The 18,621-nt window shown below is 70.4% G+C and carries 19 protein-coding genes; 15 read left to right on the forward strand and 4 right to left on the reverse strand.

The features are described 5' to 3' along the window. Positions 1 to 229: 229 nt before the first annotated feature. Complete coding sequence (locus ACLQ23_RS29815) at positions 230 to 1,183, forward strand: heme o synthase (RefSeq protein WP_355594366.1); 954 nt, start codon at positions 230 to 232, stop codon at positions 1,181 to 1,183. Positions 1,184 to 1,509: 326 nt separating this feature from the next. After that, positions 1,510 to 1,845, forward strand: coding sequence for a hypothetical protein (locus ACLQ23_RS29820; protein WP_355594368.1), 336 nt, complete (start codon positions 1,510 to 1,512; stop codon positions 1,843 to 1,845). A 388-nt stretch (positions 1,846 to 2,233) separates the two neighbouring features. On the opposite strand, the gene ACLQ23_RS29825 is transcribed toward ACLQ23_RS29820, so the two are convergent. Next, positions 2,234 to 3,196 (reverse strand): COX15/CtaA family protein, encoded by a 963-nt coding sequence (locus ACLQ23_RS29825; RefSeq protein WP_355594370.1) that lies wholly within the window; start codon positions 3,194 to 3,196, stop codon positions 2,234 to 2,236. A gap of 98 nt (positions 3,197 to 3,294) precedes the next feature. Between ACLQ23_RS29825 and ACLQ23_RS29830 the strand changes: the two genes are divergently transcribed. The 9 genes from ACLQ23_RS29830 to ACLQ23_RS29870 all read left to right on the forward strand — a co-directional run bounded on the left by ACLQ23_RS29830 (position 3,295) and on the right by ACLQ23_RS29870 (position 11,201). Further along, the gene (locus ACLQ23_RS29830) at positions 3,295 to 4,074 is read left to right on the forward strand and encodes a helix-turn-helix transcriptional regulator (protein ID WP_425736071.1); all 780 of its coding nucleotides are present in this window, start codon (positions 3,295 to 3,297) and stop codon (positions 4,072 to 4,074) included. Next, the gene (gene sufB, locus ACLQ23_RS29835) at positions 4,071 to 5,501 is read left to right on the forward strand and encodes a Fe-S cluster assembly protein SufB (RefSeq protein ID WP_355594372.1); all 1,431 of its coding nucleotides are present in this window, start codon (positions 4,071 to 4,073) and stop codon (positions 5,499 to 5,501) included. The genes ACLQ23_RS29830 and sufB overlap by 4 nt, the downstream gene beginning before the upstream one ends. Positions 5,502 to 5,629: 128 nt before the next feature. After that, positions 5,630 to 6,781 carry a Fe-S cluster assembly protein SufD gene (gene sufD, locus ACLQ23_RS29840; protein WP_355632296.1) on the forward strand — a complete coding sequence of 384 codons (1,152 nt, stop codon included), beginning with the start codon at positions 5,630 to 5,632 and terminating at the stop codon, positions 6,779 to 6,781. Beyond that, positions 6,781 to 7,107, forward strand: coding sequence for a non-heme iron oxygenase ferredoxin subunit (locus ACLQ23_RS29845; RefSeq protein WP_279518066.1), 327 nt, complete (start codon positions 6,781 to 6,783; stop codon positions 7,105 to 7,107). The genes sufD and ACLQ23_RS29845 overlap by 1 nt, the downstream gene beginning before the upstream one ends. Next, positions 7,107 to 7,880, forward strand: a complete 774-nt coding sequence (sufC, locus tag ACLQ23_RS29850; RefSeq protein ID WP_355594376.1) for a Fe-S cluster assembly ATPase SufC — start codon at positions 7,107 to 7,109, stop codon at positions 7,878 to 7,880. The genes ACLQ23_RS29845 and sufC overlap by 1 nt, the downstream gene beginning before the upstream one ends. 20 nt (positions 7,881 to 7,900) lie before the next feature. Then, entirely contained in the window at positions 7,901 to 9,205 is a 1,305-nt protein-coding gene (locus ACLQ23_RS29855) for a cysteine desulfurase (RefSeq protein ID WP_355594378.1), read from the forward strand. 2 nt (positions 9,206 to 9,207) lie between these two features. Continuing rightward, positions 9,208 to 9,681, forward strand: a complete 474-nt coding sequence (gene sufU, locus ACLQ23_RS29860; protein ID WP_355594538.1) for a Fe-S cluster assembly sulfur transfer protein SufU — start codon at positions 9,208 to 9,210, stop codon at positions 9,679 to 9,681. A gap of 76 nt (positions 9,682 to 9,757) precedes the next feature. Then, positions 9,758 to 10,237 carry a metal-sulfur cluster assembly factor gene (locus ACLQ23_RS29865; protein WP_355594380.1) on the forward strand — a complete coding sequence of 160 codons (480 nt, stop codon included), beginning with the start codon at positions 9,758 to 9,760 and terminating at the stop codon, positions 10,235 to 10,237. 331 nt (positions 10,238 to 10,568) lie between these two features. Beyond that, positions 10,569 to 11,201 carry a LysE family transporter gene (locus tag ACLQ23_RS29870; protein WP_355594382.1) on the forward strand — a complete coding sequence of 211 codons (633 nt, stop codon included), beginning with the start codon at positions 10,569 to 10,571 and terminating at the stop codon, positions 11,199 to 11,201. A gap of 34 nt (positions 11,202 to 11,235) precedes the next feature. Here the strand turns inward: ACLQ23_RS29870 and ACLQ23_RS29875 are convergent, their stop codons facing one another. Further along, entirely contained in the window at positions 11,236 to 12,849 is a 1,614-nt protein-coding gene (locus ACLQ23_RS29875) for a PQQ-binding-like beta-propeller repeat protein (RefSeq protein ID WP_425881422.1), read from the reverse strand. A 214-nt stretch (positions 12,850 to 13,063) separates the two neighbouring features. Between ACLQ23_RS29875 and ACLQ23_RS29880 the strand changes: the two genes are divergently transcribed. Further along, the gene (locus tag ACLQ23_RS29880) at positions 13,064 to 13,720 is read left to right on the forward strand and encodes an acVLRF1 family peptidyl-tRNA hydrolase (protein ID WP_355594386.1); all 657 of its coding nucleotides are present in this window, start codon (positions 13,064 to 13,066) and stop codon (positions 13,718 to 13,720) included. 93 nt (positions 13,721 to 13,813) lie between these two features. Here ACLQ23_RS29880 and ypfJ read toward each other — a convergent pair whose 3' ends face one another. Further along, positions 13,814 to 14,737 carry a KPN_02809 family neutral zinc metallopeptidase gene (gene ypfJ, locus ACLQ23_RS29885; RefSeq protein ID WP_355594388.1) on the reverse strand — a complete coding sequence of 308 codons (924 nt, stop codon included), beginning with the start codon at positions 14,735 to 14,737 and terminating at the stop codon, positions 13,814 to 13,816. A gap of 261 nt (positions 14,738 to 14,998) precedes the next feature. Between ypfJ and ACLQ23_RS29890 the strand changes: the two genes are divergently transcribed. After that, positions 14,999 to 16,603 carry an ABC-F family ATP-binding cassette domain-containing protein gene (locus tag ACLQ23_RS29890; RefSeq protein WP_355594390.1) on the forward strand — a complete coding sequence of 535 codons (1,605 nt, stop codon included), beginning with the start codon at positions 14,999 to 15,001 and terminating at the stop codon, positions 16,601 to 16,603. Between the two features lie 75 nt (positions 16,604 to 16,678). Here the strand turns inward: ACLQ23_RS29890 and ACLQ23_RS29895 are convergent, their stop codons facing one another. Next, on the reverse strand, positions 16,679 to 17,278 hold the full coding sequence (locus tag ACLQ23_RS29895; protein WP_355594392.1) for a cadmium resistance transporter: 600 nt from the start codon (positions 17,276 to 17,278) through the stop codon (positions 16,679 to 16,681). Between the two features lie 203 nt (positions 17,279 to 17,481). Between ACLQ23_RS29895 and ACLQ23_RS29900 the strand changes: the two genes are divergently transcribed. Further along, positions 17,482 to 17,709, forward strand: coding sequence for a helix-turn-helix domain-containing protein (locus ACLQ23_RS29900; RefSeq protein ID WP_007462679.1), 228 nt, complete (start codon positions 17,482 to 17,484; stop codon positions 17,707 to 17,709). 46 nt (positions 17,710 to 17,755) lie between these two features. Beyond that, positions 17,756 to 18,523 carry an enoyl-CoA hydratase/isomerase family protein gene (locus ACLQ23_RS29905; protein WP_355594394.1) on the forward strand — a complete coding sequence of 256 codons (768 nt, stop codon included), beginning with the start codon at positions 17,756 to 17,758 and terminating at the stop codon, positions 18,521 to 18,523. Positions 18,524 to 18,621: the final 98 nt, after the last annotated feature.

Genomic DNA, 18,621 nt, shown 5'->3' on the forward strand with positions numbered 1-18,621 from the left:
CTCACTGATGACCCTATCGAGCGCCCCTAAACGCCCGCCCGGGGATCTCTGCATGCTGTGCAATACGTGGCGCAGCGCGATTCGTTCAACCCCTGTGGTGTGACGGCCCGCACCGTTGTCGGGTCGGCCGGGCAGCCAAAACGACGACGCGTAGTGTGTGGGGCGGTGTGCAGGCCCGCAGCGGGCCAGCCAAACCGATCCCCGTGCCGATGCCGGAAGGTGGCAATCCGTGAGCATGATCACCGAGCGCCCCGCGAGCAACCCCGCCGGGCAACCCCCGGTGCGCTCGGTCGAGCGTCCGGTGGCCCGGCGGGACGTGCGCGCGGTCGTCTCGGCGTACGTGTCGCTCACCAAGCCGCGGATCGTGGAGCTGCTGCTGGTCACGACCGTCCCGGCGATGATGCTCGCCGAGGGGGGCCTGCCGTCGCTGTGGCTGATGGCAGTGGTGCTGATCGGCGGCTCGCTCGCCGCCGGCGCGGCGAGCGTGCTCAACTGCTACATCGACAGGGACATCGACCAGTTGATGCGCCGCACCAAGCGGCGACCGCTGCCGGCGCACACAGTGTCCCCGCGCAGCGCGCTGGTCTTCGGTCTGGTGCTGGCGGCGATCTCGATCGCGTTGATGGCGGTGTTCACGAATCTGCTCGCCGCAGCGCTGACCCTCGCCGCGATCGTCTACTACGACGTCGTCTACACGATGTGGCTCAAGCGCTCGACCCCGACAAACACGTTCTGGGGTGGCGCCTGCGGGGCGGCTCCGGTGCTGATCGGGTGGGCGGCGGTGACCGGCTCCCTGGCGCCTGCCGCGTGGGGGCTGTTCGCTGTGGTCTTCTTCTGGCAGATGCCGCACTTCTACCCCCTCGCGATGAAGTACAAGGACGACTACGCGCGGGCCGGCATCCCGATGCTGCCCGTTGTGGCGTCCACCCGCCGGGTGAACGCCGAGATCCTGATCTTCGCCTGGCTCACGGTGCTCACCTCCCTGGCCGTCTGGCCGCTGGGGCTCAGCGCGATCTACGGCGTGCCTACCCTCGTGGTGGGCGCCATCTTCATCGTCGAGGCGCACCGGCTCTGCCGCCGGGCGACCCGGGGCGAGGCGATCAAGCCGATGCGGCTGTTCCACTGGTCGACGACGTACCTGACGATCGTCTTCGTGGCCGTCGCCCTCGACGCCCTCATCTGACGTTTCCCGCACCCGCACGGCCCGGCGGTGGCTCGTCCGGCCCGGCGGTGGCTCGTCCGGCCCGGCGGTGGCGGAATCCAGTGACTAATCATGGCGATGGATGAGTTGTCCAGGTTTAACGTCACATCAGAGTAACTTTCGTTATGAGTCGGATCGGCTCAACCTGTGGTGCCTCAGGGTTGATTTGACACGGCGTTTCGCCAGCAAAAGTCCGGATATAGGCGGGCAGTTGACCTGTGCTCTTACTTAAACCTGTAGGTAATTGGCATCACAAAAGCTTCATGGTTCTCGCCCGCACGAGTGGAACTCTGCTTAGGCTTCGCGTCATGGCAGATGGTTCCGATACGACGCTGACGGCCGAGCAGACCACCAGCGAGCAGGCGCCGCAGGGCTTGGTTGCGGGCCTCAGGTCGTTTGCCGCCGGGCACGGCGGCGCGAAGGCGGTCATCGAGTACGTCGGCAAGCGTGGCGCGCGAATCGTCCTCGTGGGCTCCGACGGTGCGTGGGGCGACCAGTTCGCCGACGACACCGTCACGGCTCGGGAGGCGTGCGCTCAGGCGGGAGTCACCGTCGAGAACGCCTGGGAGCGTGAACTGATGGACCAGATGCGGCCGAGCAACGACCTCTGGCGGTCGATGGCCCGACGCACGATGGCCCGCTGAAAATAGAAATCTGAAACTGACCGACCACCACAGTCGACCCGGGGGAAACCCCGGGTCGCTTTTTCGTCAGCCGTACCCCTGGCGCCGAAGCGCGCCGGGTGCGGCGCGCCAGGGCGGTGCTGACGGGTGCTACGCCAGGGCGGTGCGCCAGTCGGTGCCGGCGGGTGCCGTGTGGCAGGCGGCGCCGGCGGTGCGGTGCGTCGGGCGGGCTTCGGTGTGCTGGCGGGGCCAGCGGATGCAGTGGGCCACAGCCCAGCTCGACCCCGCAGCCAGCGGTCAGACCGGCCGATCCGTGGGAGATCCACTCGGGTTCCTTGAAACCGGGGCATCCACCTCACCCGGATGCCCCGTTTTCAAGGAAGGCGAGTCGATCAAGGCGTTTCGGCCGTCAGGCGGTGACGGGGACGGCTTCGGCCGGGGCGGCGGCCCGAGGGCTCGGCGCTTCGGCGGGGCGGCGCTCACGTGTCGACCACTGCATCGAGAGGGTGGCAAGCAGCACCAGGCAGGAGCCCAGCATGTGCGCGCCCACCAGGAGCGCCGGCACGTGGGTGAAGTACTGCACGAAGCCGATGACGCCCTGGGACAACTCCACCGCCAGTAGGACGATGGCGGCCCGGGTGGCCCCTGCCGCGCCGACCGCCCGGAACGCGAAGATCAACGCCACCGTCAGGCCGATCAGCAGGAAGACGACGTCGGCGTGGACCTGGGAGATCGACTCCGGGTCCAGCCCGTTGCGGGCCGCGCCGTGGTCCCCGGCGTGCGGGCCGCTGCCGGTGACCCAGGTGCCGACGACGAGCACGGCGACGCTGACGCCTGTGGTGAGCCGGGCCAGGGTGCGCAGCGGCGCAGGCACCACAGCCACCGTGGGGCCGTCCGGCTCGCCGATCCGCCGCCAGAGGGCGTACGCGGCGGAGATCACCGCCATCGAGGCGAGGAAGTGCAGGCCGACGACCCACGGGTTGAGGTTGGTGAGCACCGTGATGCCACCGATGACGGCCTGGGCGGGGATGCCAAGGAAGACGGCGACGGCCAGCGGAAGGAGCCCGCGTCGGCGCGGCCGGTGTGCCAGCACGGCCAGCAGGGTGAGCAGCGCGATCAGGCCCACCGCGAAGGTCAACAGCCGGTTGCCGAACTCGATCACCCCGTACACGCCCATCTCGGGCGTGGTGACGTACGAGTCCTCGGTGCACCGGGGCCAGGTGGGGCAGCCGAGGCCCGAGGCGGTCAGACGGACGGCCCCGCCGGTGACGACGATGCCGACGTTCGCGATGATCGAGGCGAGCGCGAGGCGGCGCAGCAGGGTGCCGGAGACCGGACGGGCGATTCGGTTCACGGCGCAAATCCTACGCACCGTAGTGATCGAGGTTCTTCCGACTCGGTGGGGTCGGTGGTTCGGATCACCGGGACCCGGGTTTGCGGCCCTCCGGGTAATTACGTAACGTTGGCGTTGTGAAAAACGCGGCGGCGCTCTCGGGGCAGCAGCCGACGGCCCCTGCGTCCGTCGGCGCGTCCGTCGTGACCACGCCTGGCGCACTCGCGGCGACCGAGATCTCCACCCGCGACCGGGTCACCCAGCTGCTGCTGGAGCGGGGCGCCACCACCGCCGCACAGCTCGGCATGGCGTTGGGCCTGAGCCCGGCGGCGATCCGCCGACACTTGGACGCGATGCTCGCCGACGGTGACGTCGTCGCCCGGGAGCAGACGGTGCGGGGCAGCCGCGGTCGGGGTCGCCCGGCCAAGGTGTTCCTGCTCACCGATGCGGCACGGGGTCGTTGCGGCACCCACCACTACGACAACATGGCCACCGCCGCGCTGCGCTGGATCGCCCGCAGCGGCGGCTCGGACGCCGTCGAGGCGTTCGCCACCGAGCAGGTGTCCGCCCTGGAGTCGCGGTGCCGCGCCGCCATGGAGGACGCCGGCGACGACCCCCTCGCGCGGGCGGAGGCACTCGCCGGAGCGCTCACCGCCGAGGGTTACGCTGCCAACGCGACCACGATCGCCTCCGGTGGCCAGCTCTGTCAGCACCATTGCCCGGTGGCGCATGTGGCCGCCGAGTTTCCCCAGCTGTGCGAGGCCGAGACCGCGGTGATCTCCCGCCTGGTCGGCACCCACGTGCAGCGCCTGGCCACCATCGCGCACGGCGACGGGGTGTGCACCACGCACATCCCGACCCAACCGAGCCGCGCACAATCCGGTAATCCCGTCACCACTGTGAGGACAGATAGATGACCGAGCAGATCGTCCAGCCCCTGACCCAGGAAGAGCAGCTCGCCGCCCTGGGTCGCTACGAGTACGGCTGGTCCGACCCGGACGCCGCCGGGGCGGTCGCCCAGCGCGGCATCAACGAGGCGGTGGTGCGGGACATCTCGGCCAAGAAGAACGAGCCGGCCTGGATGCTCGACCTGCGTCTGAAGGGTCTGCGGCTGTTCGGCCGCAAGCCGATGCCGGCCTGGGGCGCGGACCTCACCGGCATCGACTTCGACAACATCAAGTACTTCGTGCGGTCCACCGAGAAGCAGGCCACCAGCTGGGAGGACCTGCCCGAGGACATCAAGAACACCTACGACCGGCTGGGCATCCCGGAGGCGGAGAAGCAGCGGCTGGTCGCCGGCGTCGCGGCGCAGTACGAGTCCGAGGTCGTCTACCACAAGATCCGTGAGGACCTTGAGGAGCAGGGTGTCCTCTTCCTGGACACCGACACGGCGCTGCGCGAGCACGAGGACGTCTTCAAGGAGTACTTCGGCACGGTGATCCCGGTCGGCGACAACAAGTTCGCCGCGCTGAACACTTCCGTGTGGTCCGGTGGCTCGTTCATCTACGTGCCGAAGGGTGTGCACGTGGAGATCCCGCTGCAGGCCTACTTCCGGATCAACACGGAGAACATGGGCCAGTTCGAGCGGACGCTGATCATCGTCGACGAGGGTGCGTACGTGCACTACGTCGAGGGCTGCACCGCGCCGCTCTACTCCTCCGACTCGCTGCACAGCGCCGTCGTGGAGATCATCGTCAAGAAGAACGCACGCTGCCGCTACACGACCATCCAGAACTGGTCGAACAACGTCTACAACCTGGTCACCAAGCGCGCCGTCTGCCACGAGGGCGCGACCATGGAGTGGGTCGACGGCAACATCGGCTCCAAGGTGACGATGAAGTACCCGGCGGTCTACATGACCGGCGAGCACGCCAAGGGCGAGGTGCTCTCGGTGGCGATGGCCGGCGAGGGCCAGCACCAGGACGCGGGCGCCAAGATGGTGCACGCCGCGCCGCACACGTCCTCGACGATCATCTCCAAGTCGATCGCCCGGGGCGGCGGCCGCACCTCGTACCGGGGTCTGGTGCAGGTGCTTGAGGGTTCGCACCACAGCCGCAGCACTGTCAAGTGCGACGCGCTGCTGGTCGACACGATCTCCCGCTCGGACACCTACCCGTACGTCGACATCCGCGAGGACGACGTGGCGATGGGGCACGAGGCGACCGTCTCCAAGATCAGCGACGATCAGCTCTTCTACCTGATGAGCCGGGGTCTGAGCGAGGACGAGGCGATGGCCATGATCGTGCGTGGCTTCATCGAGCCGATCGCCAAGGAGCTCCCGATGGAGTACGCCCTGGAGCTCAACCGCCTGATCGAACTCCAGATGGAGGGCGCGGTCGGCTGACCCAGCCGGCAGATCCCGCCTGACCCGTCGGGCGAAACGCGGCCCCTGTCCGAGCCCTGCCCGGCGGGCCGGGCCGCGACCAACCCCGACCGACCCTCCGCTCAATCGCAGAACAGACCAAGGAAGACATGACTACCCAGGCTTCCGCGCCACCGCCCAGCACCAAGTCGCAGGCGCTGCGCTCGTACGACGTCGCCGACTTCCCGGCCCTCACCGGCCTGGAGGAGGAGTGGCGTTTCACCCCGCTCAAGCGCCTCCGCGGCCTGGCCACGGCTGACACCTCGGCCGCCACCGGTCGGGGCGTCACTGTGGAGCACCCGGACCTGCCGGCCGGGGTGTCGGTGCGGCTCGTCGAGCCGTCCGACGCCAGCGTCGCGTCGGTGCTGGTGCCTGTCGACCGGGTCAGCGCGCTGGCCCACGGCGGGGCGGCGCGGGTCGCGCTGGTCGAGGTGGCGGCCGAAGCAGTCGTGGCCGAGCCGGTGGTCGTGCGGCTGCTTGGCGCGTACCCCGAGGAGCTGTCCCTGGCCCGCACGCAGGTGCAGGTGGGCCGGTTCGCGGAGGCCACAGTCGTGTTCTCCCAGGAGGGCTCGGTCACGCTCGCCGACAACGTCGAGGTGACGGTCGCCGACGGGGCGAAGCTGACCCTTGTCACCGTCGCGGACTGGGCCGAGGACGCGGTGCAGGCGCAGCACCTCAAGATCAAGCTTGGTCGGGACGCCCGGGTGGTGCACGTCCAGGTCACCCTCGGCGGCAACCTCGTCCGGCAGTTCACAAGCGTGGAATACACCGGTCGCGGTGGCGAGGCGGAGCTGTACGGCGTCTACTTCGCCGACTCCGGCCAGCACCTCGAGCACCGGCAGTTGGTCGACCACAACGTGCCGGACTGCCGCAGCTACGTCGGCTACCGGGGCGCCCTGCAGGGCGAGGACGCGCGCACCGTCTGGGTGGGCGACGTGCTGATCCAGGCCGAGGCGACAGGCACCGACACGTACGAGATCAACCGGAACCTGCTGCTCACCGACGGCGCGCGGGCCGACTCCGTACCCAATCTGGAGATCGAGACCGGCGAGATCGCCGGCGCCGGTCACGCCAGCGCGACAGGCCGCTTCGACGACGAGCAGCTGTTCTACCTGATGGCCCGGGGCATCCCGGAGGGCGAGGCCCGCCGCCTGGTGGTCCGCGGCTTCTTCGCCGAGCTGATCAACAAGATTCCGGTGGAGTCGCTGCGTGAGCGCCTCGGCGACGCCATCGAGGCCCGGCTCACCAAGGCCGGCGCCTGATGATCCGGATCTGCTCCACCGAGGACGTGCCGAAGGGCACCGCGATCAGCGCGGACGTCGACGGCACCCCGATCGCGCTTGTGCACGGCGAGGACGGCGAGTTCTACGCCGCGTACGACGAGTGCTCGCACGCCGCTGTCGCCCTGTCCGAGGGTGAGGTCGACGGCTGCACGCTGGAGTGCTGGCTGCACGGCTCCCGCTTCGACCTGCGCACCGGCGAGCCCACCGGCCTGCCGGCCACCGAACCCGTACCCGTCTACCCCGTCGAAGTCCGCGACGGCGACATCTACCTCAGCCTGACGCCGAGTAATGGAGTGACCCGATAATGAGCACCCTGGAGATCCGCGACCTGAAGGTGTCGGTCAAGCTGCCCGAGGGTGAGCTCAAGCCGATCCTGGCCGGTGTCGACCTGACCGTGAAGTCCGGTGAGACCCACGCGATCATGGGGCCGAACGGCTCCGGCAAGTCCACCCTGGCGTACTCGATCGCCGGTCACCCCAAGTACGAGATCACCGGCGGCACCGTCACGCTCGACGGCGAGGACGTGCTGGCCATGACCGTCGACGAGCGGGCGCGCGCCGGCCTCTTCCTGGCCATGCAGTACCCGGTCGAGGTGCCCGGCGTCTCGGTGGCCAACTTCCTGCGTACCGCCAAGACCGCCATCGACGGCGAGGCGCCGAAGCTGCGCACCTGGGGCGGCGAGCTGCGCGGCGCCATGGAGCGCCTCCAGATGGACCCGGCGTTCGCCCAGCGCAACGTCAACGAGGGCTTCTCCGGTGGTGAGAAGAAGCGGCACGAGATCGTCCAGTTGGAGCTGCTCAAGCCGAAGATCGCGATTCTCGACGAGACCGACTCGGGCCTCGACGTGGACGCGCTGCGCGTGGTCAGCGAGGGCGTCAACCGGGTCCGCGACACCGGCGACACCGGCGTGCTGCTGATCACCCACTACACGCGGATCCTGCGCTACATCAAGCCGGACTTCGTGCACGTCTTCGTGGCCGGCCGGATCGTCGAGCAGGGCGGCCCGGAGTTGGCCGACAAGCTCGAAGCCGAGGGCTACGAGCGGTACGCCGCCGGAGCTGGCACGGCCCGGGCCTGACCGAGAGAGGCGCTGCCGAGATGACCAGCATCGCGATCCCCCAGGGGATGCCGCAGTACGACGACGAGCCGCGTTTCGACGTGGCCCGGGTACGCGCCGACTTCCCGATCCTGGAACGGGAGATCAACGGCCACCCGCTGGTCTACCTCGACAGCGCCAACACCTCGCACAAGCCCCGGCAGGTGCTCGACGTGCTCGCCGAGCACTACGCGCGGCACAACGCCAACGTGTCGCGCTCGGTGCACACCCTGGGCACCGAGGCCACCGAGGCGTACGAGGGCGCACGGGCCAAGATCGCCGCGTTCATCAACGCGCCGAGCCCGGACGAGGTGGTGTTCACCAAGAACTCCACCGAGGCGATCAACATCGTGGCGTACGCCTTTTCCAACGCCTCGCTGCGCCCCGACGGTGACCCCCGGTTCCGGCTCGGCCCCGGCGACGAGGTGGTGATCTCCGAGATGGAGCACCACTCGAACATCGTCCCGTGGCAGCTGCTCTGCGAGCGGACCGGCGCGACCCTGCGCTGGTTCCCGGTCACCGACCAGGGCCGGATCGACGAGTCGGGCCTTGACGACCTGGTCACCGAACGGACGAAGATCGTCTCGCTGGTGCACATGTCGAACATCCTGGGCACTGTCAACGCCACGTCCCGGATCACCGCGCGGGTCCGTGAGGTGGGCGCCCTGCTGCTGCTGGACTGCTCGCAGTCGGTGCCGCACCTGCCCATCGACGTGGTCGACCTGGACGCCGACTACATCGTGTTCACCGGGCACAAGATGTGCGGCCCCACCGGCATCGGCGTGCTCTGGGGCCGGGGTGAGCTGCTCGCGGCCATGCCGCCGGTGTTCGGCGGCGGCTCGATGATCGAGACGGTCACCATGGCGCGGTCGACGTTCGCCGCGCCGCCGGCCCGGTTCGAGGCGGGCACCCCGCCGATCGCCGAGGCGGTGACGCTCGGCGCGGCGGTGGACTACCTGACCGGGATCGGCATGCAGGCCATCCAGTGGCACGAGAAGGAGCTGACGGCGTACGCGCTGGACGCTCTCGGCTCGGTGCGTGACCTGCGGATCTTCGGCCCGACAGTGCCTGTCGGCCGGGGCGGCACCATCTCGTTCGCGCTCGGTGACGTGCACCCGCACGACGTGGGTCAGGTGCTCGACTCGCTCGGCGTGCAGGTGCGGGTGGGCCACCACTGTGCCAAGCCGGTGTGCAGCCGGTTCGGTGTCCCGGCGATGACCCGGGCCTCGTTCTACCTCTACACCACCACCGAGGAGATCGACGCTCTGGTGGCCGGTCTGGAGCAGGTGCGGAAGGTGTTCGACTGATGGTGCAGCTCGACCAGCTCTACCAGGAGATCATCCTGGATCATTACAAGCATCCGCACGGGCGTGGCCTGCGCGACGCCGACGACGCGGGTGACCGGGTCGCGGAGGCGCACCACGTCAACCCGACCTGCGGCGACGAGGTCACCGTCCGGGTGGCCACCGACGGCACCGTGCTGCACGACATCTCGTACGACGGGATGGGTTGCTCGATCAGCCAGGCCTCGGCGAGCGTGCTGCACGAGTTGCTGCGCGGCCGGGACGCCGGGGAAGCTTTCGAGGTGCACGAGGCGTTCGTCGAGTTGATGTCCGGTCGTGGTCAGGTCACGCCGGACGAGGACGTACTCGGTGACGGGGTGGCTTTCGCGGGTGTCGCCCGCTATCCCGCCCGGGTCAAGTGCGCGCTGCTGCCGTGGATGGCGTTCAAGGACGCCGCGGCACGCGCCGGTGTGGGCGCGAGCCCGGAGGTGAAGGCGTGAGCGACCGGCAGCGCGGGAATCACAGGTGCAAAGCGGTGGTGCCGGATGGCATCACGCAGCGAAGCGGAGGGACGGCATGAGCGAGAACACCGCTACCGCGGCGACGCCGGAGGCTGGTGACGCCACCGCGGCGCCGCAGACCGACGCGGTTACGACCGACGGTGCCGCGACGACCGACGGTGCCGCCACCTCGGGTGCCGGCGACGCCGCCGCCCCGACGGCCGGCGTCAGCAAGGCCATGATCGCCGACATCGAGGAGGCGATGAAGGACGTCGTCGACCCGGAGCTGGGCATCAACGTGGTCGACCTCGGTCTGGTGTACGGCGTGCACGTCGACGACGAGAACATCGCCACCCTGGACATGACGCTCACCTCGGCGGCCTGCCCGCTTACCGATGTGATCGAGGACCAGGCTCGGCAGGCGCTGACCACCGGCCCCGGCGGCGGCCTGGTCAACGACATCCGGATCAACTGGGTGTGGCTCCCGCCGTGGGGCCCCGACAAGATCACCGACGAGGGCCGGGACCAGCTCCGTTCCCTCGGCTTCAACGTCTGAGTCGACTCCGGTCGGCTCTGCCCGTCGAGCGCGATGCCCCCTGGGGCATCGCGCTCGACGCGTTCCGCCCACACCAGGTCGAAGATCCGCGCAACATCAGCGATAGTGCTGTCTCCGGCACCTCGGAGGCAGCAACATCCCCGAGGTTGCGCGAATCTTGGTCGCCGCCAAGGTGGAAGGCGCGGGAAATCCGGTGGCGCGGGCGTGGATTCGGCGCGCAGGATGCGCGTGTGATTGAGGCGTACCCGATGCAGGTCCCTGTCCGTGCGGCCACCGCCGTACGTCGACAGCGGCCGGTCCGGGGACGGGCCTCGACCCGACACCGACGCCCGTGAGCGGGGCGCTCCTGGCCGGTCTGGTGGCCGGCTACGGCGTCGCCATCCCCGTCGGCGCGATCGCGATCCTGATCATGGGCCTGAGCGCGCGTACCTCGTTTCGGGTCGGCGCGGCCGCGGCGCTCGCGGTGGCGACGGCCGACGGGCTCTACGCGGCGGCCGCCGCGCTCGGAGGTGCGAGCCTGGCCGGGATCATCGCGCCGGTCGCCGGGCCGCTACGGGTGGTCGCCGCCGTTGTCCTGCTCGGTCTGGCCACGCACGGTCTGTGGCGGACCTGGTCCGCCCACCGGTCGCGGCATACGCCGACGGCACCCGTCGGACGGGGTCTGAGCACGCCCGGGCGGGCTTACGCGGCACTGCTCGGGTTGACCCTGCTGAACCCGATGACGGTGCTCTACTTCACCGCGTTGGTGCTCGGTCGTCGGGACACCGCCGCTGCGGGCCCGGGCGCGGCAACGCTCTTCGTGGCCGGTGTGTTCCTGGCGTCGGCGAGCTGGCAACTGCTCGTCGCGGGCGGCGGCACGATGGTCGGGCGGGCACTGACCGGACCGCGCGGGCGGCTGCTCACCGGCCTGGTCTCCAGCGCGCTCATCGCCGCGCTTGCGGTGGCCGCCATGCTGCCCGGCTGACCGGTCCGGGCCGCCCCGTCACCCGGCAGTCGCCCTATCGCGCCGCGCCTCGCCGGCCCACGACGCCGGCGTCGTACTCGTCGTCCTCGTCGCTCAGCGGCCAGCCCTGGATGAAGGCTCGCCCTGGCGCTACGCCGACGCCCTCGGGAGGCGACACCCGGGCTGTCATGACCAGGCGGGCGGTCGTCTGCCCGGTGCGGGCGTCGAGGACTGTGACGAGGTAGGCCGTCCTCTTGTCCCCGATCAGGGGATGCCCGGCGAGTTCGGTGAGCCTGCCGTCCAGTAGGGAGGTCACCACGACGGTTCCGTTTCCGACGCCGGCTGGAAGGTTGCCCGGTGCGTCGTGGGTCCAGAGTTCCCTGCCGGTGGCGGCGTCCACGGCGGTGAGCCGCGAACCGTGCCGCTCGACCCAGACGTCGTCGCCGGCCACGCCTGCCGTGGCCGCGGGCAGCGAGTAGTCCGAGCTGCCCGTCAGGAGCGGGCCCGTCATCCGCCACTGCCCGTCGTCGAGGTTGACGGTGGCGGTGCCGGTCATCTCGCCGTCGGTGAACGTCGGCAGGTAGAGACGGCTCTTGTAGTAGCGCGGCGGGTGGGTGCGGTCGCCCGTGCGTTCCTCGCAGGGCATGCCCCGGGTGGTCCAGAGGATCTGACCTCCCCGGGCGGCGGCGAACTGGCAGTCGCCGACGTCCAGCACCACAGTGTCGCCGATGACGGCTTTCGCGTCGCCGCGCATGGTGCCGATCACCTGCCCGTCGGCCCCGCGTACGACTGTCGACCCGGGCACACGCGATCCCCGGACTTTCTCCTCGGCGGTCATCGTGACGACTGTGGGGGCGACGGTGATGCCGTCGGTGGTGATTGATTTCCGGTGGGACATGGCGCCGATCACGGGCTTGCCGTCGTGGCCCGACAACGTCCACGCCACGCCCCCGGTGGTCCCGTACCCGGTGTAGACGCATCCGGGGCCGGGGATGAGGCAGTCGCGCAGCACGACGATGCCGGTGCCCATGGCGACCACCTCCTGGACAAGGACCCTGGTTCTGGTGGATGTGCGAGAAGGTAGCGCCTGCTCCCACAGCAGCGAGCCCTTGGCGTCGAAGTACCTGCTCTGCTCCCTGTTCTGCACGAAGATGCCACCGTCCGGGCCGACGTAGACCCGGCCGTTGCTCCTCTTGATCGTGAAGATCTCCGCGCCCGTCTCCGGGTCGTGCCCCCACAGGCTTCGGTCGTCGCTCGTGAGCAGCACCTGTGGCAGGACCTCGACTTCGAGAACGGGTCCCGGCATCCGCCACAGGAAAGGGGCGTCCAGCCGGGCCATGGCCACTCGCGGCGCGGTGATGAGCGCCCCGGCCACCACCGTCGCGAGAGCCACAGTGACGACGAGCACCGGGCGCGGCCGGGTGGTGAGCATCCCTGCGCAGATCCTGAAGACCACCGTCGCGACACCTGCCGGCGCCATCACGCAGCCGACGACGTACGCCTCTCGGAGGGGGAGCAGCACACCGAGGAAGAGCAGGGCCAGTCCCAGCGGGAACCAGACCAGGTCCCGTACCCGCAGGCGCCGGACGCCTGCCGCCGCCGCGCCGCCGGCCGGGGCGGCGGCCTGGGTGTCGGCCGGATCCTCCGTCTGCTCCTTCGTCGGCTCCACGCGCGTCTCCTCGTCGATGGGCGCGGCGGCGACCGCTGTCGGCAGCGGGCCGGTACCGCCATCCGTCAGCGGCGAGGGTACTGCGGGCAGTCGATGTCTTGATGTTGAGGGATCAGGCCGATGTTCCGCCTCCGCGCGAACACCACGGCGTCTGGTCGGGCGATGCGGGTGGCCGGGCGGGCCGCCGGCACCGCGGTGCCGTAGGTTCGGGCCCATGAGCAGCCGACCCGCAGCCGGAGGGGGCCGCTGGGTCGAGGTCGACCCGGCCCGCGTCGGGCGCTGGGTCCAGGGCTTCACCGACCGGCACGGCCCGCCCACCACGACCATCCAGGGGTACGGGCTGCTGCTCGCCGCCCCCGACGGTGCCACCGCCGAGCTGCACGCCCCGCCGGGCGCGGACCCCGGCGACGACCTGCCCGGGTTCCTCGCCGCCGTCACCGCACCCCGCCGGATCGGGCTGCTGCTGGCGCGCAAGAGCGCTGTCGCGGTGGGCGTGGCGGTGGGCGAGGCCCTGGTGGTCTCCAAGGTGGACAGCAGCTACGTGCAGGGTCGTACCGCCGCCGGCGGCTGGTCCCAGCACCGCTTCGCCCGCCGGCGCGACAACCAGGCGAAGGCCGCCCTCGGTGAGGCTGTCGAACTCGCGGTGCGGCTGCTGCTGCCGGAGGCCGGCACGCTCGACGCCGTGGTGACCGGAGGCGACCGGCGCACTGTGGACGGCATCCTCGCCGACCGGCGCCTGGCTCCGCTCGCCGCGCTGCGGGCCGGGCGGCTGCTCGACGTTCCCGAGCCCCGCCACGCTGTGCTTGTCGCCTCGGTGGCCGCCGCCCGGGCGGTCCACGTCCTGGTCCGGGATCCCGCCCCGCCCGCCTGACCGGGCAGCCACGACGCCACGCCGGTCATGCGAAAGGGCGCCCCGACGGCCGGTGCCGGCCGTCGGGACGCCCACGTCGGCGTCGTCGACCCGTCAGAGCTGGTCGGTGCCGAAGGTGTCGCAGACCTTGGGGTCGCCGCGGTCGTAGCCCTGCTGGAACCAGCGCTGGCGCTGCTCGGAGGTGCCGTGGGTGAACTGGTCGGGGTTGACCCGGCCGCCGGAGCGCTCCTGGATGCTGTCGTCGCCGATCGCCTCGGCGGCCTGCATCGCCTCGCTGATGTCGGCCTGGGTGATGGACTTGAACAGCGGCTCCTGGCCGGTCTTGTCCTTGCTCTCGGTGGCGTACTTGGCCCAGGCGCCGGCGTAGCAGTCGGCCTGCAACTCAAGGCGTACGGAGGCGGAGCGGGGACCGCTCTGGTCGCCCCGGCCGGCCTTCTCGTTGGTGCCGAGCAGATTCTGGACGTGGTGGCCGTACTCGTGGGCGAGCACGTACGGCTGGGCGAACTCGCCCTTGGCGCCGAACCGGGAGGCCAGCTCGTCGTAGAAGCTCAGGTCGATGTACACCTGCCGGTCGGCGGGGCAGTAGAACGGGCCGACGCCCGAGTCGGCCTGCCCGCAGCCGGTGTTCACCGCCGCCTGGAAGAAGTTGGTGTCGGTCGGCTCGTACTTGCCGTTGCCCAATTCGGGGTACGCCTTCTGCCAGTAGCCCTGGATGCTGTTGACGTAGAGCACGTTGCGGCACCGTACGTCGTCGAAGCGCTGGGGGTTGTCACGCGAGCACAGCTGCTCCAGGTCGGTGCCGCCGGCCTGCCCGCCGCCCTCGTCGCCGTTGGTCATGGCGTTCAGGCCGAACCCGCCACCGAGGAGCGCGATCAGGACGGTCACCACGATGCCGATCAGCCCGCCGCGTCCACCGCCGCCGGGCAGGGGAATGCCGAAGCCACCGCCGCCTCCGCCGCCGCGTCCCCGGTCGTTGACCTGGGACGTGTCGAGTTCGGCCCGCTCGTTGAGTTCCATGCTGACCCCGATCGCCGTATGCCGTGAGTGTCGTTTTGATGTCGTTCTGTCATGGCTGTCCGGAAGGGGGTCCGGACAGCGGTTCCGGTACCCGATGATCTTGATTGGTAATCCGGCGGGGCGTCCAGCCGCGCCCGGTACACTTGTCGGGTGCTGCGCTGCGAAGGCTGAACCGCCCCGCGCCGTCGGGCCCTTGAGCCCGCCGGCCGTTTCGCGTGCCCCGAGTCAGCCTTCCGGACCCCGAGAGCGAGCCCCAAACAGATGATCACTGCCACCGGCCTGGAACTGCGCGCCGGTTCCCGGATCCTGCTGTCCGACACCACGCTGCGCGTGCAGCCCGGTGACCGGATCGGCCTGGTCGGCCGCAACGGCGCCGGCAAGACCACCACGTTGAAGGTGCTCGCCGGTGAGGGCCAGCCGTACGGCGGTCAGATCGACCAGCGCAGCGCCATCGGCTATCTGCCGCAGGACCCGCGTACCGGCGACCTGGACGTGACCGGCCGCGACCGGGTGCTCTCCGCCCGCGGCCTCGACGTGCTCATGGCCCAGATGCAGGAGATCGAGGCCCAGCTGGCCGAGGACGCCAACGAGAAGCTGGTCCGTCGCTACGGCGCGCTGGAGGACCAGTTCGCCGCCCTCGGCGGTTACGCCGCCGAAGCCGAGGCCGCCCGGATCTGCGCCAACCTGGGCCTGCCGGACCGCGCGCTCGCGCAGACCATCGGCACGCTGTCCGGCGGTCAGCGCCGCCGCATCGAGCTGGCCCGGATCCTGTTCCGCGACGCTGGCGAGAACGGCGGCGGCATCCTGCTGCTCGACGAGCCGACGAACCACCTCGACGCCGACTCGATCACCTGGCTGCGCGGCTTCCTCGCCAACCACAAGGGCGGCCTGATCGTGATCTCCCACGACGGCGCGCTGCTGGAGTCGGTGGTCAACAAGGTCTGGTTCCTCGACGCCACCCGCTCCGTCATCGACGTGTACAACCTGGGCTGGAAGGCGTACCTGGAGGCTCGGGAGACCGACGAGCGTCGCCGCCGCCGGGAGCGGGCCAACGCCGAGAAGAAGGCCGGCGCGCTGATGGCGCAGGCTGACAAGATGCGGGCCAAGGCCACCAAGACCGTCGCCGCGCAGAACATGGCCCGCCGCGCCGAGAAGCTGATCTCCGGCCTGGAGGAGGTGCGGGTCGCCGACCGGGTGGCCAAGGTGCGCTTCCCCAGCCCGGCGCCGTGCGGCAAGACGCCGCTCACCGCTACCGGCCTGTCCAAGTCGTACGGCTCGCTGGAGATCTTCACCGACGTCAACGTGGCTGTCGACAGAGGATCCCGGGTGGCCATCCTGGGCCTCAACGGCGCCGGCAAGACGACGCTGCTGCGGATGCTCGGCGGGCTGCTCACCCCGGACACCGGCGAGGTGCACGCCGGGCACGGGCTGCGGCTGGGCTACTACGCGCAGGAGCACGAGACGCTGGACGTGGAGCGGACGGTGCTGGAGAACATGCGCGCCGCCGCCGTCGAGCAGTCCGACACCGACCTGCGCAAGATCCTCGGCGCGTTCCTGTTCTCCGGCGACGACGTGAACAAGCCGGCCGGGGTGCTCTCCGGCGGCGAGAAGACCCGGCTGGCCCTGTCCACCCTCGTCTGCTCCGGCGCCAACGTTCTGCTGCTCGACGAGCCGACGAACAACCTCGACCCGGTCAGCCGGGAGCAGGTGCTCGACGCGATCGCCAACTACCCGGGCGCGATAGTGCTTGTCACGCACGACCCGGGCGCTGTGCTGGCGCTCAAGCCGGACCGGGCCATCCTGCTGCCCGACGGCGACGAGGACGCCTGGAGCGACGACCTCCTCGAACTGGTCGAGCTGGCCTGACCGCGCGTCGAGCCGGAGGTTGACTGACCGCGCCCAGCCTGCGCGGTTGAGGCGTGGGCGGTCGTCTCCGGCGGCTCAGCCGAGCAGGTCGACGAGTGCGCCGAGCACTCCGGAGCTGACCAGGATCACCACCCCGATGGCGACGAAGATCGCCGGCACCAGCCAGTGGCCGGCGCGCTCGACCAGGCCGACCACCCTCCGGTGCCCGCCCAGCCACGCCGCGACGGCGCACCACGCCGCGATGAGCAGCGCGAAGACCAGCAGGAACACCACGCTGTCGGCGGGGCCCAGGGCCCGGAACACCGGTACGTAGACGGCCACGTTGTCAGCGCCGTTGGCGATCGTCACCCCTGCGACACCGAGCGTCCCGGTGACGACAGTGGTCGGAGCGTCGTCGTCGGAGCCACGCAGCGCGCGGACGCCGAGGGCGATCGGGAGCAGGCCGAGGAGCCCGGTCCACGGGTCCGGCACCACCAGCAGCCCGGCGGCGACCACCACGCTTGCCAGCGCAAGCGCGCTGATGCCGAGGTATTGGCCGGCGACGATCTGCCAGGTGTGAGGTCGTCCGGTGGTGCGGGCCGCGACAAAGAAGATCGTCAGGATGACGATGTCGTCGATGTTGGTGGCGGCGAAGACGACTGCCGCGCCGGCCGCGGTGCCCACCAGGTCGATCACGGCCGAAGGCTACGGGGTGCGGCCCGATGTCGCCGTACCCGACCGGCGCGGGGGAGCCGATTGTGAGGATCACTCTATCGGGAAGCTGACATTGCATAGCGTGTCGGTTGGCGAAGAGTTGATATCTGGCGCATGATCGTTCAAGGCGGTCTAATAGGTGGGACCGTATCCGAACCGCACAGTCTGGGACGTGAGGACACAGCATGGCAGCCACTGGCACAGCCACCAGCACTGAGAAGGGTCGCCGGATCGTCGGAGCCGAGCGTCAGACGCTCGCCAAGGACCTGGTAAAGCGGTACACCTCGGGGGAAAGCATCCGCGCGCTGGCGGCCTCGACCGGCCGCTCCTACGGGTTCATCCACCGAGTGCTCACTGAGTCCGGGGTGCAGCTGCGCCAGCGCGGCGGCGCCCGGCGCCGCAAGAAGGCGTGACCCGCCACTCCGCGTCGTTCACCAACGCCGCGCCCCGGGTTGCCCGGTGACCGCCGAGGCGACCGGGGTTCGGCTGGCCTGCGACGGGCCGGTCGCCACGGTGACGTTGTGCCGGCCCGACGTGCTCAATGCCCAGACGCCCGCGATGTGGCGAGCGATGAGCGACTTCTCCCGCGACCTGCCCGGCGATGTGCGGGTCGTGGTGGTCCGTGGCGAGGGGCGTGCGTTCTCCGCCGGCCTCGACCTCGCTGTGGCCGGCGCGTCCGGCCCTGGCTCGTTCGCCGAGCTGGCCACGCTGTCCGAGCAGGAGTGCGCGGCCCAGATCGCCGAGCTTCAGGCCGGTTTCACCTGGCTGCACCGACCGGACATCATCTCCGTCGCGGCCGTGCAGGGCCACGCGATCGGCGCCGGTTTCCAGCTGGCGCTCGCCTGTGACCTGCGCGTCCTGGCCGCCGACGCGAAGCTGTCGATGGCCGAGGTGACCCTGGGTCTGGTGCCTGACCTGGCCGGTACGAAGCGTCTCGTCGAGCTGGTCGGCTACTCCCGGGCACTGGAGATCTGCGCGACCGGCAGACGGTTGGACGCCACCGAGGCGGACCGGATCGGGCTGGCCACACTCGTCGTACCCCCGGGTGATCTTGACGGTGCGGTCCGTGACCTCACGGCGGGCCTGCTCGCCGGCGCCCGCGACGCGGTGGTGGAGATCAAGGCGCTGATTGCCGGCGCCGCCGGGCGGTCGCACGCTGATCAGCAGCGCGCCGAGCGGGAGGCGCAGACCCGCCGCCTGCGGGACCTCGCCGGCCGCGGCGAATAGTAAGGACCGTCCGGGAAGATCCGGGTTACGACTGAGGTTGTCACACTCGTCGGGAGAATTGGCCTGACGGTGCGGTGCGCCCGATGACCCGGAGGTGA

It is taken from the genome of Micromonospora sp. DT41 (genome assembly GCF_049841715.1).
In the GTDB taxonomy this organism is placed as follows: Bacteria; Actinomycetota; Actinomycetes; order Mycobacteriales; family Micromonosporaceae; genus Micromonospora; species Micromonospora profundi.

Bases quoted from the DNA above. Each gene is read 5' to 3' on its own strand.
- ACLQ23_RS29820 (WP_355594368.1), top strand. From the start codon at position 1,510: ATGGCAGATGGTTCCGATACGACGCTGACGGCCGAGCAGACCACCAGC.
- sufB (WP_355594372.1), top strand. From the start codon at position 4,071: ATGACCGAGCAGATCGTCCAGCCCCTGACCCAGGAAGAGCAGCTCGCC.
- sufD (WP_355632296.1), top strand. From the start codon at position 5,630: ATGACTACCCAGGCTTCCGCGCCACCGCCCAGCACCAAGTCGCAGGCG.
- ACLQ23_RS29845 (WP_279518066.1), top strand. From the start codon at position 6,781: ATGATCCGGATCTGCTCCACCGAGGACGTGCCGAAGGGCACCGCGATC.
- sufC (WP_355594376.1), top strand. From the start codon at position 7,107: ATGAGCACCCTGGAGATCCGCGACCTGAAGGTGTCGGTCAAGCTGCCC.
- ACLQ23_RS29855 (WP_355594378.1), top strand. From the start codon at position 7,901: ATGACCAGCATCGCGATCCCCCAGGGGATGCCGCAGTACGACGACGAG.
- ACLQ23_RS29865 (WP_355594380.1), top strand. From the start codon at position 9,758: ATGAGCGAGAACACCGCTACCGCGGCGACGCCGGAGGCTGGTGACGCC.
- ACLQ23_RS29880 (WP_355594386.1), top strand. From the start codon at position 13,064: ATGAGCAGCCGACCCGCAGCCGGAGGGGGCCGCTGGGTCGAGGTCGAC.
- ypfJ (WP_355594388.1), bottom strand. From the start codon at position 14,737: ATGGAACTCAACGAGCGGGCCGAACTCGACACGTCCCAGGTCAACGAC.
- ACLQ23_RS29890 (WP_355594390.1), top strand. From the start codon at position 14,999: ATGATCACTGCCACCGGCCTGGAACTGCGCGCCGGTTCCCGGATCCTG.
- ACLQ23_RS29900 (WP_007462679.1), top strand. From the start codon at position 17,482: ATGGCAGCCACTGGCACAGCCACCAGCACTGAGAAGGGTCGCCGGATC.